13 protein-coding genes are annotated in these 16,956 nt (G+C 35.3%); 7 read left to right on the forward strand and 6 right to left on the reverse strand.

Features of this window, described 5'->3' with window-relative positions; all coding sequences use genetic code 11:
* The first annotated feature begins 4 nt into the window (after positions 1-4).
* The 4 genes from ACZZ9T_RS05905 to ACZZ9T_RS05920 all read left to right on the forward strand — a co-directional run bounded on the left by ACZZ9T_RS05905 (position 5) and on the right by ACZZ9T_RS05920 (position 6,768).
* On the forward strand, positions 5-3,565 hold the full coding sequence (locus tag ACZZ9T_RS05905) for a DUF6443 domain-containing protein (RefSeq protein ID WP_463441298.1): 3,561 nt from the start codon (positions 5-7) through the stop codon (positions 3,563-3,565).
* A 3-nt stretch (positions 3,566-3,568) separates the two neighbouring features.
* Entirely contained in the window at positions 3,569-3,994 is a 426-nt protein-coding gene (locus tag ACZZ9T_RS05910) for a hypothetical protein (RefSeq protein WP_463441299.1), read from the forward strand.
* A gap of 467 nt (positions 3,995-4,461) precedes the next feature.
* The gene (locus tag ACZZ9T_RS05915) at positions 4,462-6,216 is read left to right on the forward strand and encodes a discoidin domain-containing protein (RefSeq protein ID WP_463441300.1); all 1,755 of its coding nucleotides are present in this window, start codon (positions 4,462-4,464) and stop codon (positions 6,214-6,216) included.
* 27 nt (positions 6,217-6,243) lie between these two features.
* Positions 6,244-6,768 (forward strand): hypothetical protein, encoded by a 525-nt coding sequence (locus ACZZ9T_RS05920; RefSeq protein WP_463441301.1) that lies wholly within the window; start codon positions 6,244-6,246, stop codon positions 6,766-6,768.
* An 11-nt stretch (positions 6,769-6,779) separates the two neighbouring features.
* On the opposite strand, the gene ACZZ9T_RS05925 is transcribed toward ACZZ9T_RS05920, so the two are convergent.
* The 3 genes from ACZZ9T_RS05925 to ACZZ9T_RS05935 all read right to left on the reverse strand — a co-directional run bounded on the left by ACZZ9T_RS05925 (position 6,780) and on the right by ACZZ9T_RS05935 (position 9,978).
* Positions 6,780-7,385, reverse strand: a complete 606-nt coding sequence (locus tag ACZZ9T_RS05925) for a hypothetical protein (protein ID WP_463442984.1) — start codon at positions 7,383-7,385, stop codon at positions 6,780-6,782.
* A complete protein-coding gene (locus ACZZ9T_RS05930; protein WP_463441302.1) occupies positions 7,268-7,630 on the reverse strand; it encodes a hypothetical protein in 363 nt (120 codons plus the stop codon). The genes ACZZ9T_RS05925 and ACZZ9T_RS05930 overlap by 118 nt, the downstream gene beginning before the upstream one ends.
* A 77-nt stretch (positions 7,631-7,707) precedes the next feature.
* Positions 7,708-9,978 (reverse strand): TonB-dependent receptor domain-containing protein, encoded by a 2,271-nt coding sequence (locus ACZZ9T_RS05935; RefSeq protein ID WP_463441303.1) that lies wholly within the window; start codon positions 9,976-9,978, stop codon positions 7,708-7,710.
* A 284-nt stretch (positions 9,979-10,262) separates the two neighbouring features.
* Between ACZZ9T_RS05935 and ACZZ9T_RS05940 the strand changes: the two genes are divergently transcribed.
* On the forward strand, positions 10,263-12,020 hold the full coding sequence (locus ACZZ9T_RS05940; protein ID WP_463441304.1) for a carboxypeptidase-like regulatory domain-containing protein: 1,758 nt from the start codon (positions 10,263-10,265) through the stop codon (positions 12,018-12,020).
* A gap of 46 nt (positions 12,021-12,066) precedes the next feature.
* Here ACZZ9T_RS05940 and ACZZ9T_RS05945 read toward each other — a convergent pair whose 3' ends face one another.
* The 3 genes from ACZZ9T_RS05945 to recJ form a co-directional block, all read right to left on the reverse strand.
* On the reverse strand, positions 12,067-12,405 hold the full coding sequence (locus tag ACZZ9T_RS05945) for a DUF3817 domain-containing protein (RefSeq protein ID WP_463441305.1): 339 nt from the start codon (positions 12,403-12,405) through the stop codon (positions 12,067-12,069).
* 93 nt (positions 12,406-12,498) lie between these two features.
* A complete protein-coding gene (gene nadD / locus ACZZ9T_RS05950; RefSeq protein WP_463441306.1) occupies positions 12,499-13,083 on the reverse strand; it encodes a nicotinate (nicotinamide) nucleotide adenylyltransferase in 585 nt (194 codons plus the stop codon).
* Between the two features lie 116 nt (positions 13,084-13,199).
* Positions 13,200-14,918, reverse strand: coding sequence for a single-stranded-DNA-specific exonuclease RecJ (gene recJ, locus ACZZ9T_RS05955; protein ID WP_463441307.1), 1,719 nt, complete (start codon positions 14,916-14,918; stop codon positions 13,200-13,202).
* Between the two features lie 215 nt (positions 14,919-15,133).
* Between recJ and ACZZ9T_RS05960 the strand changes: the two genes are divergently transcribed.
* Both ACZZ9T_RS05960 and ACZZ9T_RS05965 read left to right on the forward strand, forming a co-directional pair.
* Entirely contained in the window at positions 15,134-15,844 is a 711-nt protein-coding gene (locus ACZZ9T_RS05960) for a ferritin-like domain-containing protein (RefSeq protein ID WP_463441308.1), read from the forward strand.
* A gap of 26 nt (positions 15,845-15,870) precedes the next feature.
* Positions 15,871-16,680, forward strand: a complete 810-nt coding sequence (locus tag ACZZ9T_RS05965; RefSeq protein ID WP_463441309.1) for a ferritin-like domain-containing protein — start codon at positions 15,871-15,873, stop codon at positions 16,678-16,680.
* Positions 16,681-16,956 lie beyond the last annotated feature (276 nt).

The following is a 16,956-nucleotide window of genomic DNA, read 5'->3' on the forward strand; positions in this document are numbered from 1 at the left end:
ATACATGAAAAAACTTATTATCCTCATCAATTTACTGTTTGTAGTAGGGTTATACCATGCACAGGCAACGAATGCAGAAAACTATGTACAAACCAGAGTATATCTTGAACCTGTCACCATATCAAGTTCAACAGCCAAACAAATAGAAACCGTTCAATATTTTGACGGTTTGGGCAGACCCAAGCAGGTTGTCAACGTAAAAGCATCACCTCTGGGAAGAGATGTTGTTACCCATATCGAATATGACGCTTTTGGAAGACAGGTGAGAGATTATCTTCCTGTGACACAGACTTTCACTGCCAATGGCAGCATTTTTACTGCGCCGTTGGATTACGCTTCCAACCCTGCGATTTATGGCTCTGAGAAAATTTATTCTGAGAAAATATTAGAAAACTCACCATTAGACAGGATTCAGCAGCAAATCCATGTAGGTAATGCCTGGACGAATAAGCCGGTACAGTTCGGATATGAAACCAATTACAGTGGTGAAGTATACAAATTTGAGACAACGACAAGTTGGGTTAATGACAGCATATCATCAGTTTTAAGCCTATCAAGTGCCATTACCTTCCCTCCTAACCAATTGTACAAAAACATTATAACTGATGAAGACGGGAACATAACTATTGAATTTAAAAACGGACAAGGACAAACGTTATTGGTGAGAAAAACTGACGGACTCAATAATGTTGATACCTACTATGTTTACAATGAATATAATCAGTTGGCATTTGTAATTCCACCTTTAGCAGTACATCAGGCAATTACTGAGAATCTGTTAAATGACCTTTGCTATCAATATAAGTATGACGGCAGAAACCGATTGGTAGAAAAGAAGCTTCCTGGAAAAGGCTGGGAACACATGGTGTATGATAAAGCTGACAGGCTTATTTTTACACAGGATGCTAATCTACGTACAGAAGGGAAATGGCTTTTCACGAAATATGATCCATTTGGAAGAGTGGCTTATACCGGCATTATCCTTGCAGCACCCAGAGAATCCTTACAGAATGTCGCCAACAATTACGTAGTTGTCGATTCGAGAGACGCAGTAGGTTTTACAAAAAACGGAATACAAGTGTATTACACGAATATCCTGTTTAATGAGATAATAACTTTATTATCCGTTAATTACTACGACACCTATCCTACAGGAAGTCCCGCACTGCCTACTCAAGTGCTAGGTCAAAATGTATTGACACAGGATGCCCAAAATTCAAACATCAGTACCAAAAGTCTACCCGTTGCTTCTCATGTGAAAAACATCGAGGATGATAACTGGACAAAAAATTATACCTGGTACGATGAAAAAGGAAGGGCAATTGGCTCTCATTCTATCAACCACCTCGGAGGTTATACCAAAACAGAATCTGAGCTTTATTTTGCCGGAGTTACCAAACAGGCTGTGACAAGACACAAAAGGCTGGACTCGGATACGGAAAAGGTCATCACAGAAACTTTTACGTATGACCATCAAAACAGACCGCTGGTTCACAGACATAAAGTAGATAACAATGCAGAGGAAATTCTGGCTCAGAATACCTACAATGAGTTGTCGCAGTTACAAACCAAAAAAGTCGGCGGAACCAATCCGACAACACCTTTGCAAAGCATTGATTATGAATACAACATCCGTGGATGGATGACAAAAATTAATGATGCTGTAAATCTTGGAACTGATTTTTTCGGTTATAAGATAAAATATACAAATCCTGAATACACAGCTGCCGGTTCCGGCAGGTATAATGGAAATATTGCAGAAGTCGATTGGAATATGTCCACCGTCAACAGCAGGAAACGATATACTTATGCGTACGACAGTTTAAACAGATTGTTAGATGCTGTATATACAGAACCCGATCAGACAGATCCTAATACCTTCTATTATAATGAGAATCTGACCTATGATAAAAATGGCAACATAAAAACGCTCAAAAGATTTGCTTATCCTGATGTGGGCAGTACGATAGCATTGAAAGTAGATGATCTTGACTATCAGTATGAGGGTAACCGCCTCACGCAAGTTATTGAGACATCTTTAGATATTGGGTATGAAGGTGGTAACGGGATTATGACTTACGATAATAATGGAAATATGACTACTATGCCGGATAAAGGTATATCGAGTATTACTTATAATCATTTGAGCCTACCATCAAAAATGTTGATCTTTCAGCCGTATGATCCTGTTTTTGGAAGTTATACTATGGATTATCTGTACAGGGGAGATGGTTTAAAGCTCAGAAAAAAATTTACAACACGTCCCGAGCGTGGAGGAGCTACCACTACAAAAATTACCGATTATCTTGATGGTTTTCAATATAATCAAACTCAAGTTATAACACCATGCATGTGGTGTCCAATTGAATTTGCTTACGAACAGCGTGCATATCGCAATATGGATCCAATTCCGATAGTATTAGAGCCTGCTTTTTTACTGGATTTTGTTGGTACTACAGAAGGATTTTATAGTTTTACTGAAAATCGTTACATTTACCAATACAGAGATCATCTTGGAAATGCGAGGGTGAGTTACGCTAAAAAGGCCGACGGCAGTGTCGAAATTACAGATACTAATGATTATTACTCTTTTGGTCTTAATCATATAGGTGGTGTAGATAAAGGCTATCTGGGCAGCTATTATAATTACAAGTACAACGGGAAAGAACTCCAGGAGACGGGAATGTATGATTACGGCGCAAGATTTTATATGCCGGATATTGGAAGATGGGGTGTGGTGGATCCGTTGGCGGAGAAGATGACTAGACATAGTCCTTATAATTATGCATTTAATAATCCGATTATGTTTATTGATCCTGATGGAAGAGAAGGAACTGGTTGGATCGAGCAATTTGATTTAGCTAAAGGCAAATCTTATACTTATGATCCAAATATTAATACGGTAGAACAAGCTAAAGCAGCAGGATATACTGGTGTAAGTAAAGTATATGAAAGTGCTACAATACAAGGTTCAACTAGTATAGCCGGTATTGAAACGAGTAGCTACAGCTATTCTTTAAATGGAGATGGGACTGTAATGGATCAAAATGGAAGATTTCAAAATTCTGCTTTCGCTACAGACAAAGGAACAGCAATTCAAGGTATGAGCGCAGGAGCTTTTCAATTACCTGTAGGAGGAATAAAAATGATGGGAGGTGCGGGTGATCCGTTTGCGATTTTTGAGGTGGGAGGAATGATTTTAGGCTCTTCAGATTCTGATTTGAAGTATGCTATTGCCCCCATTCTTTTAGTTAAAGGGCAGGGTGATGATGCATTGAAACTTTTAGGTGCTGCAAAAGGAAGTCTTTCAGGCACAAAAGGTGCATTAGCTGAAGCAAAGTCTATGATTGGTTTAGAAGCGTCAGAAACATTACCTAAAATGGGTACTGGAAAGTTTGGAAGTCCTCAAAGGGGAACCGGATTGAAAGGGTATAGATTAGATCCTGCCCATCCGAATGCTAAGCCAGGTACTGGTGAAGAATTTCCACACGTTAACTATTGGGATTATACAGGAGGAAAAAGAGGAAAAGGAGGAATTAGTGGAGCAATACCAATAAAGCATTAAAAAATGGAAAGTTTTAAAAAAGAATTATTTAGAAAAGAATATAATATTGAGTTTCCTTTTTACGATGAGTTAATAGATGAAGAATGTGTTAAGATAAAATATAATATTATAAAAAAATACCAAATTCAAGAAAAAGATTTTGATAATGATCTAAGCGAAAAACAGGTGTTTTTTGATAAATTAAATGCTGAAGATGAAAATTTTAATTTTTTTAATTTAATAAAAGAGTTAAGTTTAAAAGAAGATAATAGTATATATGTTACTTGGAACTCTTTTGTAAATGTTGATAAATTTTCAACAAAAGACTTCTGTAAATATTTTAATGATATTTGGTATCCTTCAGCAGATGATATTGACATATCAAATCAAAATTTAAGTTGGATAATATCAATCAGACATGATGGTGCAATATCTTATATTAAATTATAAATCTCGCTACCGCACGATTGTATCGTGTGGCATATAAATAAAGAACCTCGCAATTTGCGAGGTTTTTTAATATTGCAAGTTTACAGCTGATCAGAAACAGCAGAATAAATTTGTGGCTGAAACAATACAATTTGCGTGAAGTTCAATATAAAGCAGGATTTAGATATTTACGAAGTCTGGAATATTTTAATCAAACCGAACTCGAAAATCTCAAACAGGAAATCGAAAAGTACATTTGAGAAATTAGAAAAAAACCCGATGTCGCGGATTTATAATCCGTGAGCAGATAAAAACCCACCGCAATTGCGGTGGGTTTTTTGTTTTATAAAGCAGCTAAATTTTTTATTAAAGAAATCTTTAAATTTTTGGTAGTAAACATTTTCTATTATTTAAATACTTTAATCACGAAGCTTTCATCACCAAACCCAAAAAACTTTAATTAAATTTGTATTCAAGAATTATTTCAGATGCAAAAATATATTTTTTTATTAACTGTTGTATTCAGTTTATTCTCAAATGCGCAGCAGAAAACCTACTGTAATCCAATCAATATCGATTATGGTTACACGCCTTTTGAAGTTTTTTCAAAACAAGGGAAACACCGTGCAACAGCAGACCCGGTGATTGTCAATTTTCAGAAAAAACTGTTTCTGTTTTCTACCAATCAGGAAGGATATTGGCACAGCGACAATATGCTCGATTGGAAATTTGTCAAAAGAAAATTCCTCAGAGATAATAAATACACCCACGATCTGAACGCACCTGCCGTGTGGGCAATGAAAGATACATTATACGTCTATGGATCAACTTGGGAATCTGATTTCCCGATCTGGAAAAGCACAAACCCAACTCAGGACGACTGGAAAATTGCGGTTGATACACTAAAAGTTGGAGCTTGGGATCCTGCATTTCATTATGATGAAGACAAAAATAAATTGTATCTGTATTGGGGATCAAGCAACGAATGGCCGCTTTTGGGAACTGAAGTAAAGGTAAAAAATTTGCAGTCTGAAGGTTTTGTAAAACCAATTCTAAGATTAAAACCCGAAGATCACGGTTGGGAAAGATTTGGGGAGTACAACGACAATGTTTTTCTTCAACCCTTTGTAGAAGGAGCTTGGGTGACAAAATATAAAGACAAATACTATATGCAATATGGCGCTCCGGCAACAGAATTCAGCGGTTATTCTGACGGAGTGTATGTTTCAAAAAATCCTTTGGAAGGTTACGAGTACCAACAGCACAATCCGTTTTCATATAAACCGGGCGGCTTTGCAAGAGGAGCAGGTCATGGAGCAACTTTCGAAGACAATTTTAAAAACTGGTGGCACGTTTCAACGATTTTTATTTCGACTAAAAATAATTTTGAAAGACGTTTGGGAATTTGGCCTGCAGGTTTTGATAAAGATGACGTCATGTATACCAACACTGCTTACGGTGATTATCCTACTTTACTTCCGCAGTTTGCACAGGGTAAAGATTTCTCAAAAGGACTTTTCACCAATTGGATGTTACTGAATTACAATAAACCCGTTCAGGTTTCATCAACTTTAGGAGGTTATCATTCCAATTATGCGGTAGATGAAGATATTAAAACGTATTGGAGTGCAAAAACAGGCAATTCTGGTGAGTGGTTTCAGACGGATTTAGGTGAAGTTTCTACCATCAATGCAATTCAGGTCAATTATGCAGATCAGGATGTAGAATTTATGGGAAAAACTTTAGGCAAAATGCATCAGTATAAAATCTACGGTTCAAACGACGGTAAAAAATGGAAAGTCATTGTCGATAAAAGTAAAAATACCAAAGATGTTCCACACGATTATATAGAATTGGAAAAACCGGCCGAAGCAAGATATTTAAAAATGGAAAATCTGAAAATGCCGACTGGAAAATTTGCATTAAGCGGTTTCAGAGCATTTGGAAAAGGAGCAGGAACGAAGCCCGGAAAAGTGCAGGGATTTGTGCCTTTAAGAGCAGATCCTAAAAAATATGGTGAGCGAAGAAGCATCTGGATGAAATGGCAACAAAATTCAGAAGCCGATGGTTACGTTATTTATTGGGGAAAATCTCCTGATAAATTGTACGGAAGCATTATGGTTTACGGTAAAAACGAATATTTCTTCACCGGAGCAGATCGGGTAGATTCTTACTATTTCCAGATTGAAGCTTTCAATGCGAATGGAATTTCGGAAAGAACGGATGTTGTGAAGTCTGAATAGGTTTGATAATATAATTTAAATGAAATTGTGGAGAAACCTCTATTGGTATTGAGCATTTTAGCACTCGGATTTGTGCTTTACAATTATTCTGATTTTGAGAATGCGGGTGTTGCTTATTTCCTTGTTCTCATTTGTTTTGCATTCATAATATTTTCAATTGTTAAGATTAAGTATCCAAATTCAATTGCAAATGATGAATATGAATCTGTTGAAAAAGAAATAGATGCTCTGCAGAATTTTAATGGAATTTTCAGATACGAAGAAAAGGGATTTCATTTTGTTTTATCTGAGAAAAGTGAATATGTAAAATGGGAGGATATTGTTGAAGTAAATTCTTTCAGCATTCCTGCAGGATATCGTAACAAACACAGTGGTATCGAAGTGGTGACAGCGGAAAGAAATTTTGAGTTTAATCAGGAACATATTCCCGGAATTGAGAAATTATCTAATCAGCTTTACGAGAATTTACCATATTGGAACGTTGATGCTTCTGTAATCAGAATGAATAATTACGGACTCGAAAAAATAAATCTATATAAAAAGTTGAATTAAATAATCTGATGTTATTTGATGTTTTTCAAAAACCCGTCGATCTTATTAATCAAAAACGGTGCGTTTCTCTCATTATCCCAATCCAGATGTCCGCCAGAAAATTCGAAAGACTGATTGAAGACACCATTTTTATGTAAAGCTGAATCTAAAATCCTTTTTTGCGATAAAGGAATAATTTGATCATTGGTTCCATAAAAGGAAATAGTAGGGGGAGATTTTTCATTAATCCAATATAAAGGATTTGGAATGTCTCTGCTTGTAAGATCAGTTGTAGTAGGAGTGTTAAGACCTATCATGTGCTTTTCAACAAAATGATAATCAGGATATTGAGCGAAATCTTTATGCAACAAATCTACGGGTCCCACAATATTAACTACCGCTTTAATTTTGTTACGATGTTTAAAATCCAAAAAAGAATTGTAACCATATAACATGGATAGGTGTGCTCCTGCGCTGTTTCCCAGCAAAATAAATTTAGAATTTGACTTTAATCTTTTATTTAAAAAGCCAAGAGCGCTATCAATATCATCAGTTTGATTGGGAAGAGCAAAGAGTCTGCATCTGCCAATCGGTAATTGATATTTGCAAAAGCGTAATCTGGCATGTTCTTCATCAATGATAATGTGAAAAACGTCAGATTACTTTTGTTTCCTGCTTTCCAACCGCCACCATGAATGATTACAAAAATTCCTTTGATGGAATCTTTGTTTTTTGGAAGGTACAAATCTATTTTCTGTTCAGCATCATTTCCATAAGAGAGATCCATCTCCTGATCAAAGGAAATATCTTTTCCGAAGTTGATCGTATTCTCTTTGCACCCGGAGATAAAGATGAAAAACAAAAAGATCCAAAATTTATTCATACTCCTAAAGATAGAAAAACCCACCGGTTTCCCGGCAGGTTTCTCTTACAAAATAATATATATGAAGAAATGATTTTTTATCTCGTTCTGCTTTTAATGGCATCTGATGCACCTTCGATATCTCTTACTTTTTTCACTTTCTGGTTTCCGAAGTTGTACGTGATGCTGAAAGTTCCGCCTTGTTTGTATTGATCGTTTCTGATATAGTTGTAGTTACCGCCGTCCTGAAAATCTTCAATCTCTACAATATTGGTTCTTAAGACATCATTAAGATTTAATGCAAATGTCCAGTCATTCCAGTTTTTCTTTATGCTGAGGTCTAAACTCATGAGATCTTTCAGCATTCCTAATTCAATTTGCTGTTTGTTTACATAGAAATAATTTATACCTAAAAACCAGGTTTTCTTTTTATCCAGGCGAATAGTATTATTGGTTTGGATCAGGATACTGGTCGATTTTGTCGTATTTACATAATCGTCAAAGACTTGTCCTGTTGTAGGATCAGTATTCAAAAAACCATCATTCACATTACGCTGAAGTCCTATATTGAAATTAGTGGTGAGATATTGATTAAAAAATGATTTCTGAATCCCCAACATTGCAGACATTTCCTGTTTCGTACCGAAATTGGTTCTGATGTAAGCAAGCTGTACTTTTTTAATATTATTTTCCATATACTCTCTCTGTAAAGGAACCTGTGTGATCTGATCCTTAAATAAGGAATGATTTAAGATTAAAAAGTAAGAATTTTTATACATGTAAGTCAATTCCTGATTATATATGGAAGATGCTTTTACAAAAGGATTATTCTGAGTATAATTGTTTTCGGTAATATAATTTTTTACAGGATTAAGCTCCCAAAAACTCGGTCTTCTCATTCTGCTCGAGAATGCATAAGAAATGTTATTCTTATCATTGATGGCGTAATTAAAGCTCAAGTAAGGCAATAGATTATTGTAATTTCTTTCAATTCTCTGCTGTTTTTGTTCGGGATTAATGTTTGTTGGGCTGTCAGCAGTTCCCAAACTGTTTGTGATCTCATATCTTGCACCGATTTTTCCTGAAAATTTATCTGAGAATTTCTTCTCAAGAGTCAGATACAAACCATAAATACTTTCGTCATATACAAAATGATTAAAATCTAGTGAAGGCTGCACATTCGGAATATCATTTCCTGATTGATCTACAAACAGATAACTATAATTTTTTGTATCGTTATCGGTTTTTGTTTTGTTTAAATTTCCACCAACAGAAGCTGTAAAATTATTTTTGAATTTCTGGATATAATCTACCGTACCCGAAAAGTTATTAATGATCTGCGGAATATCTTGTATGATAGTGATTCGTTTTCTGGCAAATGTGCCTATGTTATCAGGAAGCAATGTACTGTTGTCAGAATACTGGAATCTCCTGTAATGAAGATATGCAGCATTCACATTCAGCTTACTTCCCAGAGAATCAGTTTTTAATTCGTAATTTAAATTGACAGAATTGTTATAATTTCTTGCGTTTTCTCTGTTTCTGGTTTTGGTCTGAGTAATCCCTAAAATACCGTTCTGATTAGGCTGGGTTAAAGTATTCAATAAATCAATCGAAGAATCATAACTTTTATTTGCCCAAGAATTCCAAGATAAAGCTAAATTTTGATTATCATTCAGCTGATAGTCAAAATTAAGATATCCACCGATATTTTTATTGGGATCGTCAATAGTTCCTACAGATTCGTTTTTTACATTTCCTATTCCGTTTTTTAAAATATAGCTTTGAGCCTGAATGTTTTCACCACCACTCAAATTTCCGCTAATACCCAATTTGTCTTTTCTGTAGTTAACAGAAAAACTGGCTTGGCTTGAATTGTATTTGTTCTGCGAATTAGACATTCTCATGTTTCCACTTGTGCCATCACTCATTTTCTTCTTCAAAATAATGTTGATGATACCATCTGAAGATTCTACCTGAAATTCACTTCCGGGAACAGTGATTACTTCAATTTTCTGAATATTTTCTGCAGGTGTGTTTTTAAGGAATTGAGTAAGAGACTCAGCATCCATATTGGTTTTTCTTCCGTTAATGTAGATTAACGCATTGTTTTTCCCTGCAATTTTTAATGTTTTATCATCTGTTGTAGAAATTAGGGGAGTTTGTCTTAACAAGTCAAACGTTGTATTTCCTTTCGTAACTGGCGAAGCGGCAACATCGTACACAAAACGGTCGCTTTGTTTTTTGAAAACCTGTTTCTTCAGTACAACTTCTTCAATTTTTGTAGTTTTTACTGAGTCTGATTTTTTTTCCTGAGCAAATGTCAATCCGGTAAAAAATATAGCGGCGATAAGAAGTGGCGTTTTCATGATCTTAAGTTTAATAGTTTATAGATGCTTGTATTTGTCATTATTGAATATTGCAAAGATATGTAATAAATTTAGTATCATGCAATACAAAGTAGTAAAAATAATTTATTTTGCATTATAACTTGCTGAATGTTAGTTACTAAAATTTTATTTAAAAGTTTTTATTACTTTGGCTTTCTAGATAATTAGACAACTTAATGAACTGTTTTGTTACATTAAAAAATATAATATTTGAATTCACTTTTTTTTGAGTAATTTTAAATTCACAAAAAAAATAATAATTTATGACAAAACTTTACTCATTATTAATGATTATTCTACTGCTCGTATCATGTAAAAGCGATTCTTTTATCGATCTCGAAAATCAGGAAAATCAGGAAACAAACTTTAATTTTGGAAATTCGGCACAAAGAAATTTCCACGGTTTAGTTTTAGCAACAAACGGAACTCCTATTTCGGGTGCGTCGGTTACCATTGGTTCGACAACAGTACAAACTAATTCTAAGGGTATTTTTGCAATTAAAAATGCCGATGTAAAAGAAAACTTCGCTTACGTAAAAGTGACGAAAGCCGGTTTTGTGAATGGTTCTCGCACCATGGTTCCTACCAGCGGAAGCAACAGAATCAATATCATGATGATTCCTGCAACCAACACATCCACGATCGCTTCAGGAGCGACAGCAACTGTTTCGTTACCGAATGGAACCAAAGTAAAATTTGACGGCAGCTTCAAAGACGCCAATGGAAATGCATACACTGGAAACGTAAATGTTGCCCTGTTTCATTTAAAACCTTCAGACCAGTATTTAAACGAGTTGATGCCTGGATCTCTTCTCGCAAACAACGCAGCAGGAAATGCCCGAATAATGGAGACTTTTGGAATGTTGCATGTACAGTTGACGGGTGCTGCCGGACAAAATCTTCAGATTGCAAACAATCATACAGCCGAGATGACGGTCGCGATCGATGCAAGTCAAACGTCAACAGCTCCGGCAACCATACCTTTATGGTCTTTCAACGAAACTACAGGGATTTGGCAGGAAGAAGGTTCTGCGACGAAGGTTGGAAATGCTTATGTAGGAAATGTAAGTCACTTTTCTTGGTGGAATTGCGATGTACAATTTCCACAATGTATTTTGAAAGTTCATATTCAAAACTCTGCTGCACAACCTTTGACCAACGTCAATGTAAAAATATTTAGACAAAACCAGTCTTCCAGTTCTGCCACAACAGATGGAAACGGAAACGCATCGGGAATTATACCAGCTGGCGAAAATTTAATTATGAGAATTTATGACGCTTGTAATAATGTAATTGTCACCAATAATATTGGCCCTTTTGCAAATAATTCTACCAATATACTTCCTGCAATTACAATTTCGCAGAGTTTGAGTAATACAATAACAATTACAGGTACTCTTAAGGATTGTTCTGGCAATAATGTGACAAACGGACTTGCGTATTTATCGTATACTTCAGGCACAAATTATTTTTCTACTTATTATTCCACACAGGTCAATAATGGAAGCTTTTCTTTTAATGTTTTAAGTTGTGCATCAAGTCAGCAGTTAACATTTTCTGGTGCCGATTTCGCAAATCTTCAAACAACAGGAGATATTAATTTTACCGCAGCTGCTCCTACAACTAATTTGGGTAATCTTACTGTTTGCACTGCTACGACAGAATTTATTACAAGTCAAACAGATGCACAAGCAATTAAATATTTTATTTCTCCAATCAATGCTATTGGAAATTTACAAACTCCAATCGGAACTGGAGGATTAAATGTAAGTTCACAAAATGCAACAGGAAGTTTTAATTTTAGCTCCCAAAACCCCTCTGCGGTCGGTACTTATACTTCAAATTTTAGTTTAGAATCTTCGGGAGGATATATAAGTGCTAACGGGAATAATCTTACGCTGCAAATAAGCAATTATGGTGCGATAGGACAATACATTGATTTTACAATCAACGGAACGTATACCAATTCTACAGGTTCACATACATTGAGTGTGACAGGACACGTTATTCGAGATAATTAAATGTAATATTTCAATAAAAAGAGGCTTCAAAAAAAAGCCTCTTTTTTTATTCTCTGTCGAAACGAGCCAGTTTTTTATCAATCCAAATTGTGGCAAAAGGGAAGAATGCAGAGATTAATGCGAAAACAGAATCTTCGTCATCCCAAGAGTAAATTTTTCTTATTGCAGGCAAAAAGATGAGATACAGCGTAAAAAATAATCCGTGAATACTCCCTATTGTGCTTATGTAAATAATAGGTAAAATACCTTCAGGATCAACACGAATCCAGATCATCGCAGTAAATAGAAAAAACCAAGAAATAGCTTCTGCTATACAGATTTGCTTAAACCATTTTATGACTTTTTCCTGACTATATTTTGAGAAAAAATTTTCAAAGAATTCCATATTGATTTAATTTTGACTAACAACTAACAACTAACAACTAACAACTAACAACTAACAACTAACAACTAACAACTAACAACTAACAACTAACAACTACTTATAAAAACTACTCCCATCAAGATATTCAAACACCTCCGGAGGAAGCATAGGTCTTACGTTTTTACCTTCTTTGATCATTGAGCGAATCTCAGTTGCAGACAATTCAATCACTGGAGCTTTAATGATAGAAATATTTTCGTGCTGCAGATATTCAGAATCTTTTTTCTCTCCGTCAAAAACTCTCGGGTACACAATAATGTGATGATTTTTAATTAAAATATCCGAATTTTTCCATTTGTGAAAACTGATGAGGTTATCTTCTCCCATAATCAGACTGAAAGAATATTCAGGATGTTTTTCTTTGAGATACGTCAAAGTATCCACTGTATAACTGGGAGTGGGTAAAGAAAATTCTACGTTGGAAGCCCTCATTTTAGGATAATTTTTTACGGCAAGTTGTACCATATCCAAACGGTTATGATCATTCAAAAGAGATTTTTTTTCTTTAAAAGGATTCTGCGGACTCACCACAAACCATAATTCATTCATATCCGAATTCTCAAGAATATAATTTGCCAAAATCAAATGACCGATATGAATAGGATTGAAAGACCCGAAAAATAAACCGATTTTTTTCATTGTTTAAAGATAATTGTCAATTTTGCTCTGCAGATCAATTCACTACACTTGTCAATTTTAAAATATTTATTTAAGGTAATTTTAAATTCACCATTCTCTTCAAAAGGAAAATTCACTTATTCGCCTTCTATAAATTTTACATCTTTTATATTCAGATAATGTGTTACATTGCCCTTCCAGTGATTTTCTTCTAAAGTGAAAGCGATATCAAAAGATTTATTTCTAAAATCATCAGCAAATTGTCCAAGCTTAAAACCTACACATTCAATATTTCTTCCGGTAGATTCTTGTTTGATGTAAAATTTGAGGTGGTTATTATCTTTCCCCATCGTTTTTAGGTAACCGGCAATTTTCTGATTTTTTAAAACCAAGTTAGGCTTCATATTCTGAGGTCCGAAAGGTCCCAGTTTGCGATGGAAATTGATAAAATCTCTGTTGATCTCATCGGCTTCCACATCAGAATCTATCGTGATAGAAGGCTCTTTTTGATGATCCTTAATTTTTTCGGCAACCGTTTTTTCAAACTTTATTTTAAAATCTTCAAATTTACTTTTCTCCATTGAAAGTCCTGCCGCTGCATGATGTCCGCCAAATTTCAGAAAATATTCCGAACAGATATCCAATGCTTCGTGCACATCAAAATCTGAAATAGATCTTGCTGAAGCCACCATTTCACCATTATTTCCATCGGTGAAAACCAAAGTAGGTTTATAATAGGTTTCAGTCAGTCGTGAAGCAACAATTCCAATCACGCCTTTATTCCATTCCGGATGATACACAATCGTGGAATATTTAGTCTCCTGTTGAGATTCGATTACTTGATTTAATGCAGAAAGGGTAGAGTTCATATCGAGCTCACGTCTTTCATCATTCAGATTCATAATGTCACCTACAATTTGCTGAGCGTGTTTCAGATTATCAGAAACCATCAGCTCTACAGCCGCTTTTCCGTGGGAAATTCTTCCTGCAGCATTTATTTTTGGAGCAATTTCGAAAACGATGTTTGAAATTTCAAAGTGTGATAATTTATCTTCTGGGATCAGAAGTCTTAAACCGAGATTGCGGGTTTTTCGGAGAACTTTAAGGCCCATTTTTGCTAAAACCCGGTTTTCACCAGTCATGGAAACAATATCTGCGGCAATAGAAATAGCGAGTAAATCGGTCAATTCAAATAATTCTGTTTCGGGAATTTTGTAAATCGTATTAAGTCCTTGACATAATTTAAAACCAACTCCGCAGCCTGAAAGTTCTTTGAAAGGGTAGCGACAGTCATTTCTTTTCGGATCTAAAACGGCAACTGCATCAGGTATTTCGTCTCCCGGAAGATGGTGATCGCAAATGATGAAATCTACTTGTTTTTCTTTTGCATAATTGATCATGTCAATTGCCTTGATCCCACAGTCTAGAGCGATAATCAGTGAAAAACCATTTTCTTTGGCATAATCAATACCTTCAGTGGAAATTCCGTATCCTTCAGAGTTTCTGTCAGGAATATAAAAATCTAAATATTTTTTTTGAACTATTTTTCTTAAATACAGATAAGTAAGTGCAACGGCAGTGGTTCCATCCACATCATAATCACCGTAAACCATTATTTTTTCACCGTTTTCAATGGCTGTGGCAATTCGCTCAACAGCTTTTTGCATATCTGCCATTAAAAAAGGATTGTGAATATCCTGCATATTGGGTTTGAAGAATTCACGCGCTTTCTGATAATTGTCAATTCCTCTAAGAACCAATAGTTTGGATTCAAAAGTTCCAAAACCGAGAGACGAACTTAATCCGTCAACAGTTTCTTCATCAGGTTCGGGCTTGTAAATCCATTTTTGACTCATTTCACAAAAATAAGGATTTTTTTATTTAAAAACCAGCAGATCATCATCTTCATTATTGCCACTCATTCATTTTCATTTATTTTATTTTCAGTGTTTTAAGGTATTTTAAGTAATTTATTTTATAAATGTTTGGTTTTTTTGCACATTATGAAAACCAAACCAAAACTATTATCGTAGATATCATTAAAGTACTAAACCTTTATAAAAATAATATTATGAAAAAACCTATTAATGTTTCTAACCAGGGAGCTACTCTGGATACCAGCAGACGAAACTTTCTAAAACTAAGCGGCATTGGTATTGCCGTTGCAGGACTTACCCTTGTAGGTTGTGATGATGATGATTTTGAGTATAATGATAATAAAATTTTTGACCTGGGTATGGGTGATGTAGGTGTTCTTAACTACGCTTACGCTCTGGAGCAGTTAGAAGCCGATTTCTACACGAAAGTAGTTAATAACTTCTATGCAGGAATTTCAAATGCTGAAAAAGAAGTGCTTACAGATTTGTATCACCACGAGGTTATTCACAGAGACTTTTTTAAGGCTGCCATCACAGGTGCAACACCTAATGTATTGCCAACTCTTGAATTTCAATATCCTAATGTAAACTTTAATGATAGAAATTCTGTACTTGCTACTGCAAAAGCTTTAGAAGATACCGGTGTTGCTGCTTATAATGCGGCAGGTAAATATATTACTAACCCTACTTATCTTGTATTGGCAGGTAAAATTGTTTCTGTGGAAGCAAGACATGCATCAGCAATTAGAGATTTGATTAATCCGTTAACTGCAGCTTTTTCCGGAGATGATGTAGTAGATCCTGTAACTGGTCTTGATGTTGCAAAAGAACCGAAAGATGTTATCGCAGCAGCTGGAGGATTTATTAAAACTCCATTTACTTGGAAAGAAAGAGGCATTAATTAAATTATTCATTTCAAAAATCTATTATTATGAACATACTAAAATTATTAGATAAATTGGCTGACGATTCTTTTTTCACAAAGCAAACGTCTAGACTAGATAATCTTTCAGATATTAAATCATTTGGTACAAAAGCGGCAGTAGCAGCAATACCATTAGGATTGGGAAGCTTCATGGCAACTTCTGCCAAAGCTGAAACTAAAACAGAACCGACTTTAGCAATGAAAAGTGCATTAACAGATGCTCTTCAATTAGCATTAACTTTGGAATACTTAGAAGACGAATTTTACAGAATCGGTCTTAACACAGCAGGTTTAATTCCTACAGGAGACAGAACGGTTTTTCTTCAGATTTCAAAACACGAAGCAGCTCACGTTACTTTCCTTAAAAGTACATTAACATCTTTAGGAACAGCTCCGGTTGCAAAACCAACTTTTGATTTTACAGCAAACGGTGCTTTCACACCATTTACCAACTATCAGCAGTTTCTTACATTAGCACAGGCTTTTGAAGATACAGGGGTAAGAGCTTACAAAGGACAGGCAGGAAACGTTATGTCAAATGGTGCAGTACTACAGGCAGCTTTACAAATTCACTCTGTAGAAGCAAGACATGCTTCTATGGTTCGTAGAATGCGTGCTAACAAAGGATGGATCGAATTAGCAAACGGAGGAAATATGCCTGCAGCAACTAATGCAGTATATAATGGAGAAGATGTTACCATGCAAGCAGGTTTCAATACAGCAACAGCTTTCGGAGCAGCAGCAGGTTCTGCAGCTTATGATGAAATCTTAACAGGAGCTGAAGCTACAGCAATTGCTAGTTTATTTATTGATTAATTCAATTTAAAATAGTTAGTTAATCCTTTTTCGGTAATTCCGAGAAAGGATTTTTCCTTATATATAGGATAGCAAAATTTCTTCACATTTGAAGTAAATTTTTAGGAGCTTTTCCCGCTCTTCACTATATCTTTTTGACGCGGTCTCCGCTGCGCTCCGCCCGCTGCCAAAAAGGATGCCGTTGCGATCGGGGCTGGAGAGGAGGTCTTTATATGATGTTTTGTCACAAATTGTATTTGTATCAAACTATTTGAATCTGTGCCGAAAATTTCCTTT

The sequence above is a fragment of the Chryseobacterium sp. AC417 genome (assembly GCF_979258215.1).

Bases quoted from the DNA above. Each gene is read 5' to 3' on its own strand.
- ACZZ9T_RS05905 (WP_463441298.1), top strand. From the start codon at position 5: ATGAAAAAACTTATTATCCTCATCAATTTACTGTTTGTAGTAGGGTTA.
- ACZZ9T_RS05910 (WP_463441299.1), top strand. From the start codon at position 3,569: ATGGAAAGTTTTAAAAAAGAATTATTTAGAAAAGAATATAATATTGAG.
- ACZZ9T_RS05915 (WP_463441300.1), top strand. From the start codon at position 4,462: ATGCAAAAATATATTTTTTTATTAACTGTTGTATTCAGTTTATTCTCA.
- ACZZ9T_RS05930 (WP_463441302.1), bottom strand. From the start codon at position 7,630: ATGAATAAATTTTGGATCTTTTTGTTTTTCATCTTTATCTCCGGGTGC.
- ACZZ9T_RS05935 (WP_463441303.1), bottom strand. From the start codon at position 9,978: ATGAAAACGCCACTTCTTATCGCCGCTATATTTTTTACCGGATTGACA.
- ACZZ9T_RS05940 (WP_463441304.1), top strand. From the start codon at position 10,263: ATGACAAAACTTTACTCATTATTAATGATTATTCTACTGCTCGTATCA.
- ACZZ9T_RS05945 (WP_463441305.1), bottom strand. From the start codon at position 12,405: ATGGAATTCTTTGAAAATTTTTTCTCAAAATATAGTCAGGAAAAAGTC.
- nadD (WP_463441306.1), bottom strand. From the start codon at position 13,083: ATGAAAAAAATCGGTTTATTTTTCGGGTCTTTCAATCCTATTCATATC.
- recJ (WP_463441307.1), bottom strand. From the start codon at position 14,918: ATGAGTCAAAAATGGATTTACAAGCCCGAACCTGATGAAGAAACTGTT.
- ACZZ9T_RS05960 (WP_463441308.1), top strand. From the start codon at position 15,134: ATGAAAAAACCTATTAATGTTTCTAACCAGGGAGCTACTCTGGATACC.
- ACZZ9T_RS05965 (WP_463441309.1), top strand. From the start codon at position 15,871: ATGAACATACTAAAATTATTAGATAAATTGGCTGACGATTCTTTTTTC.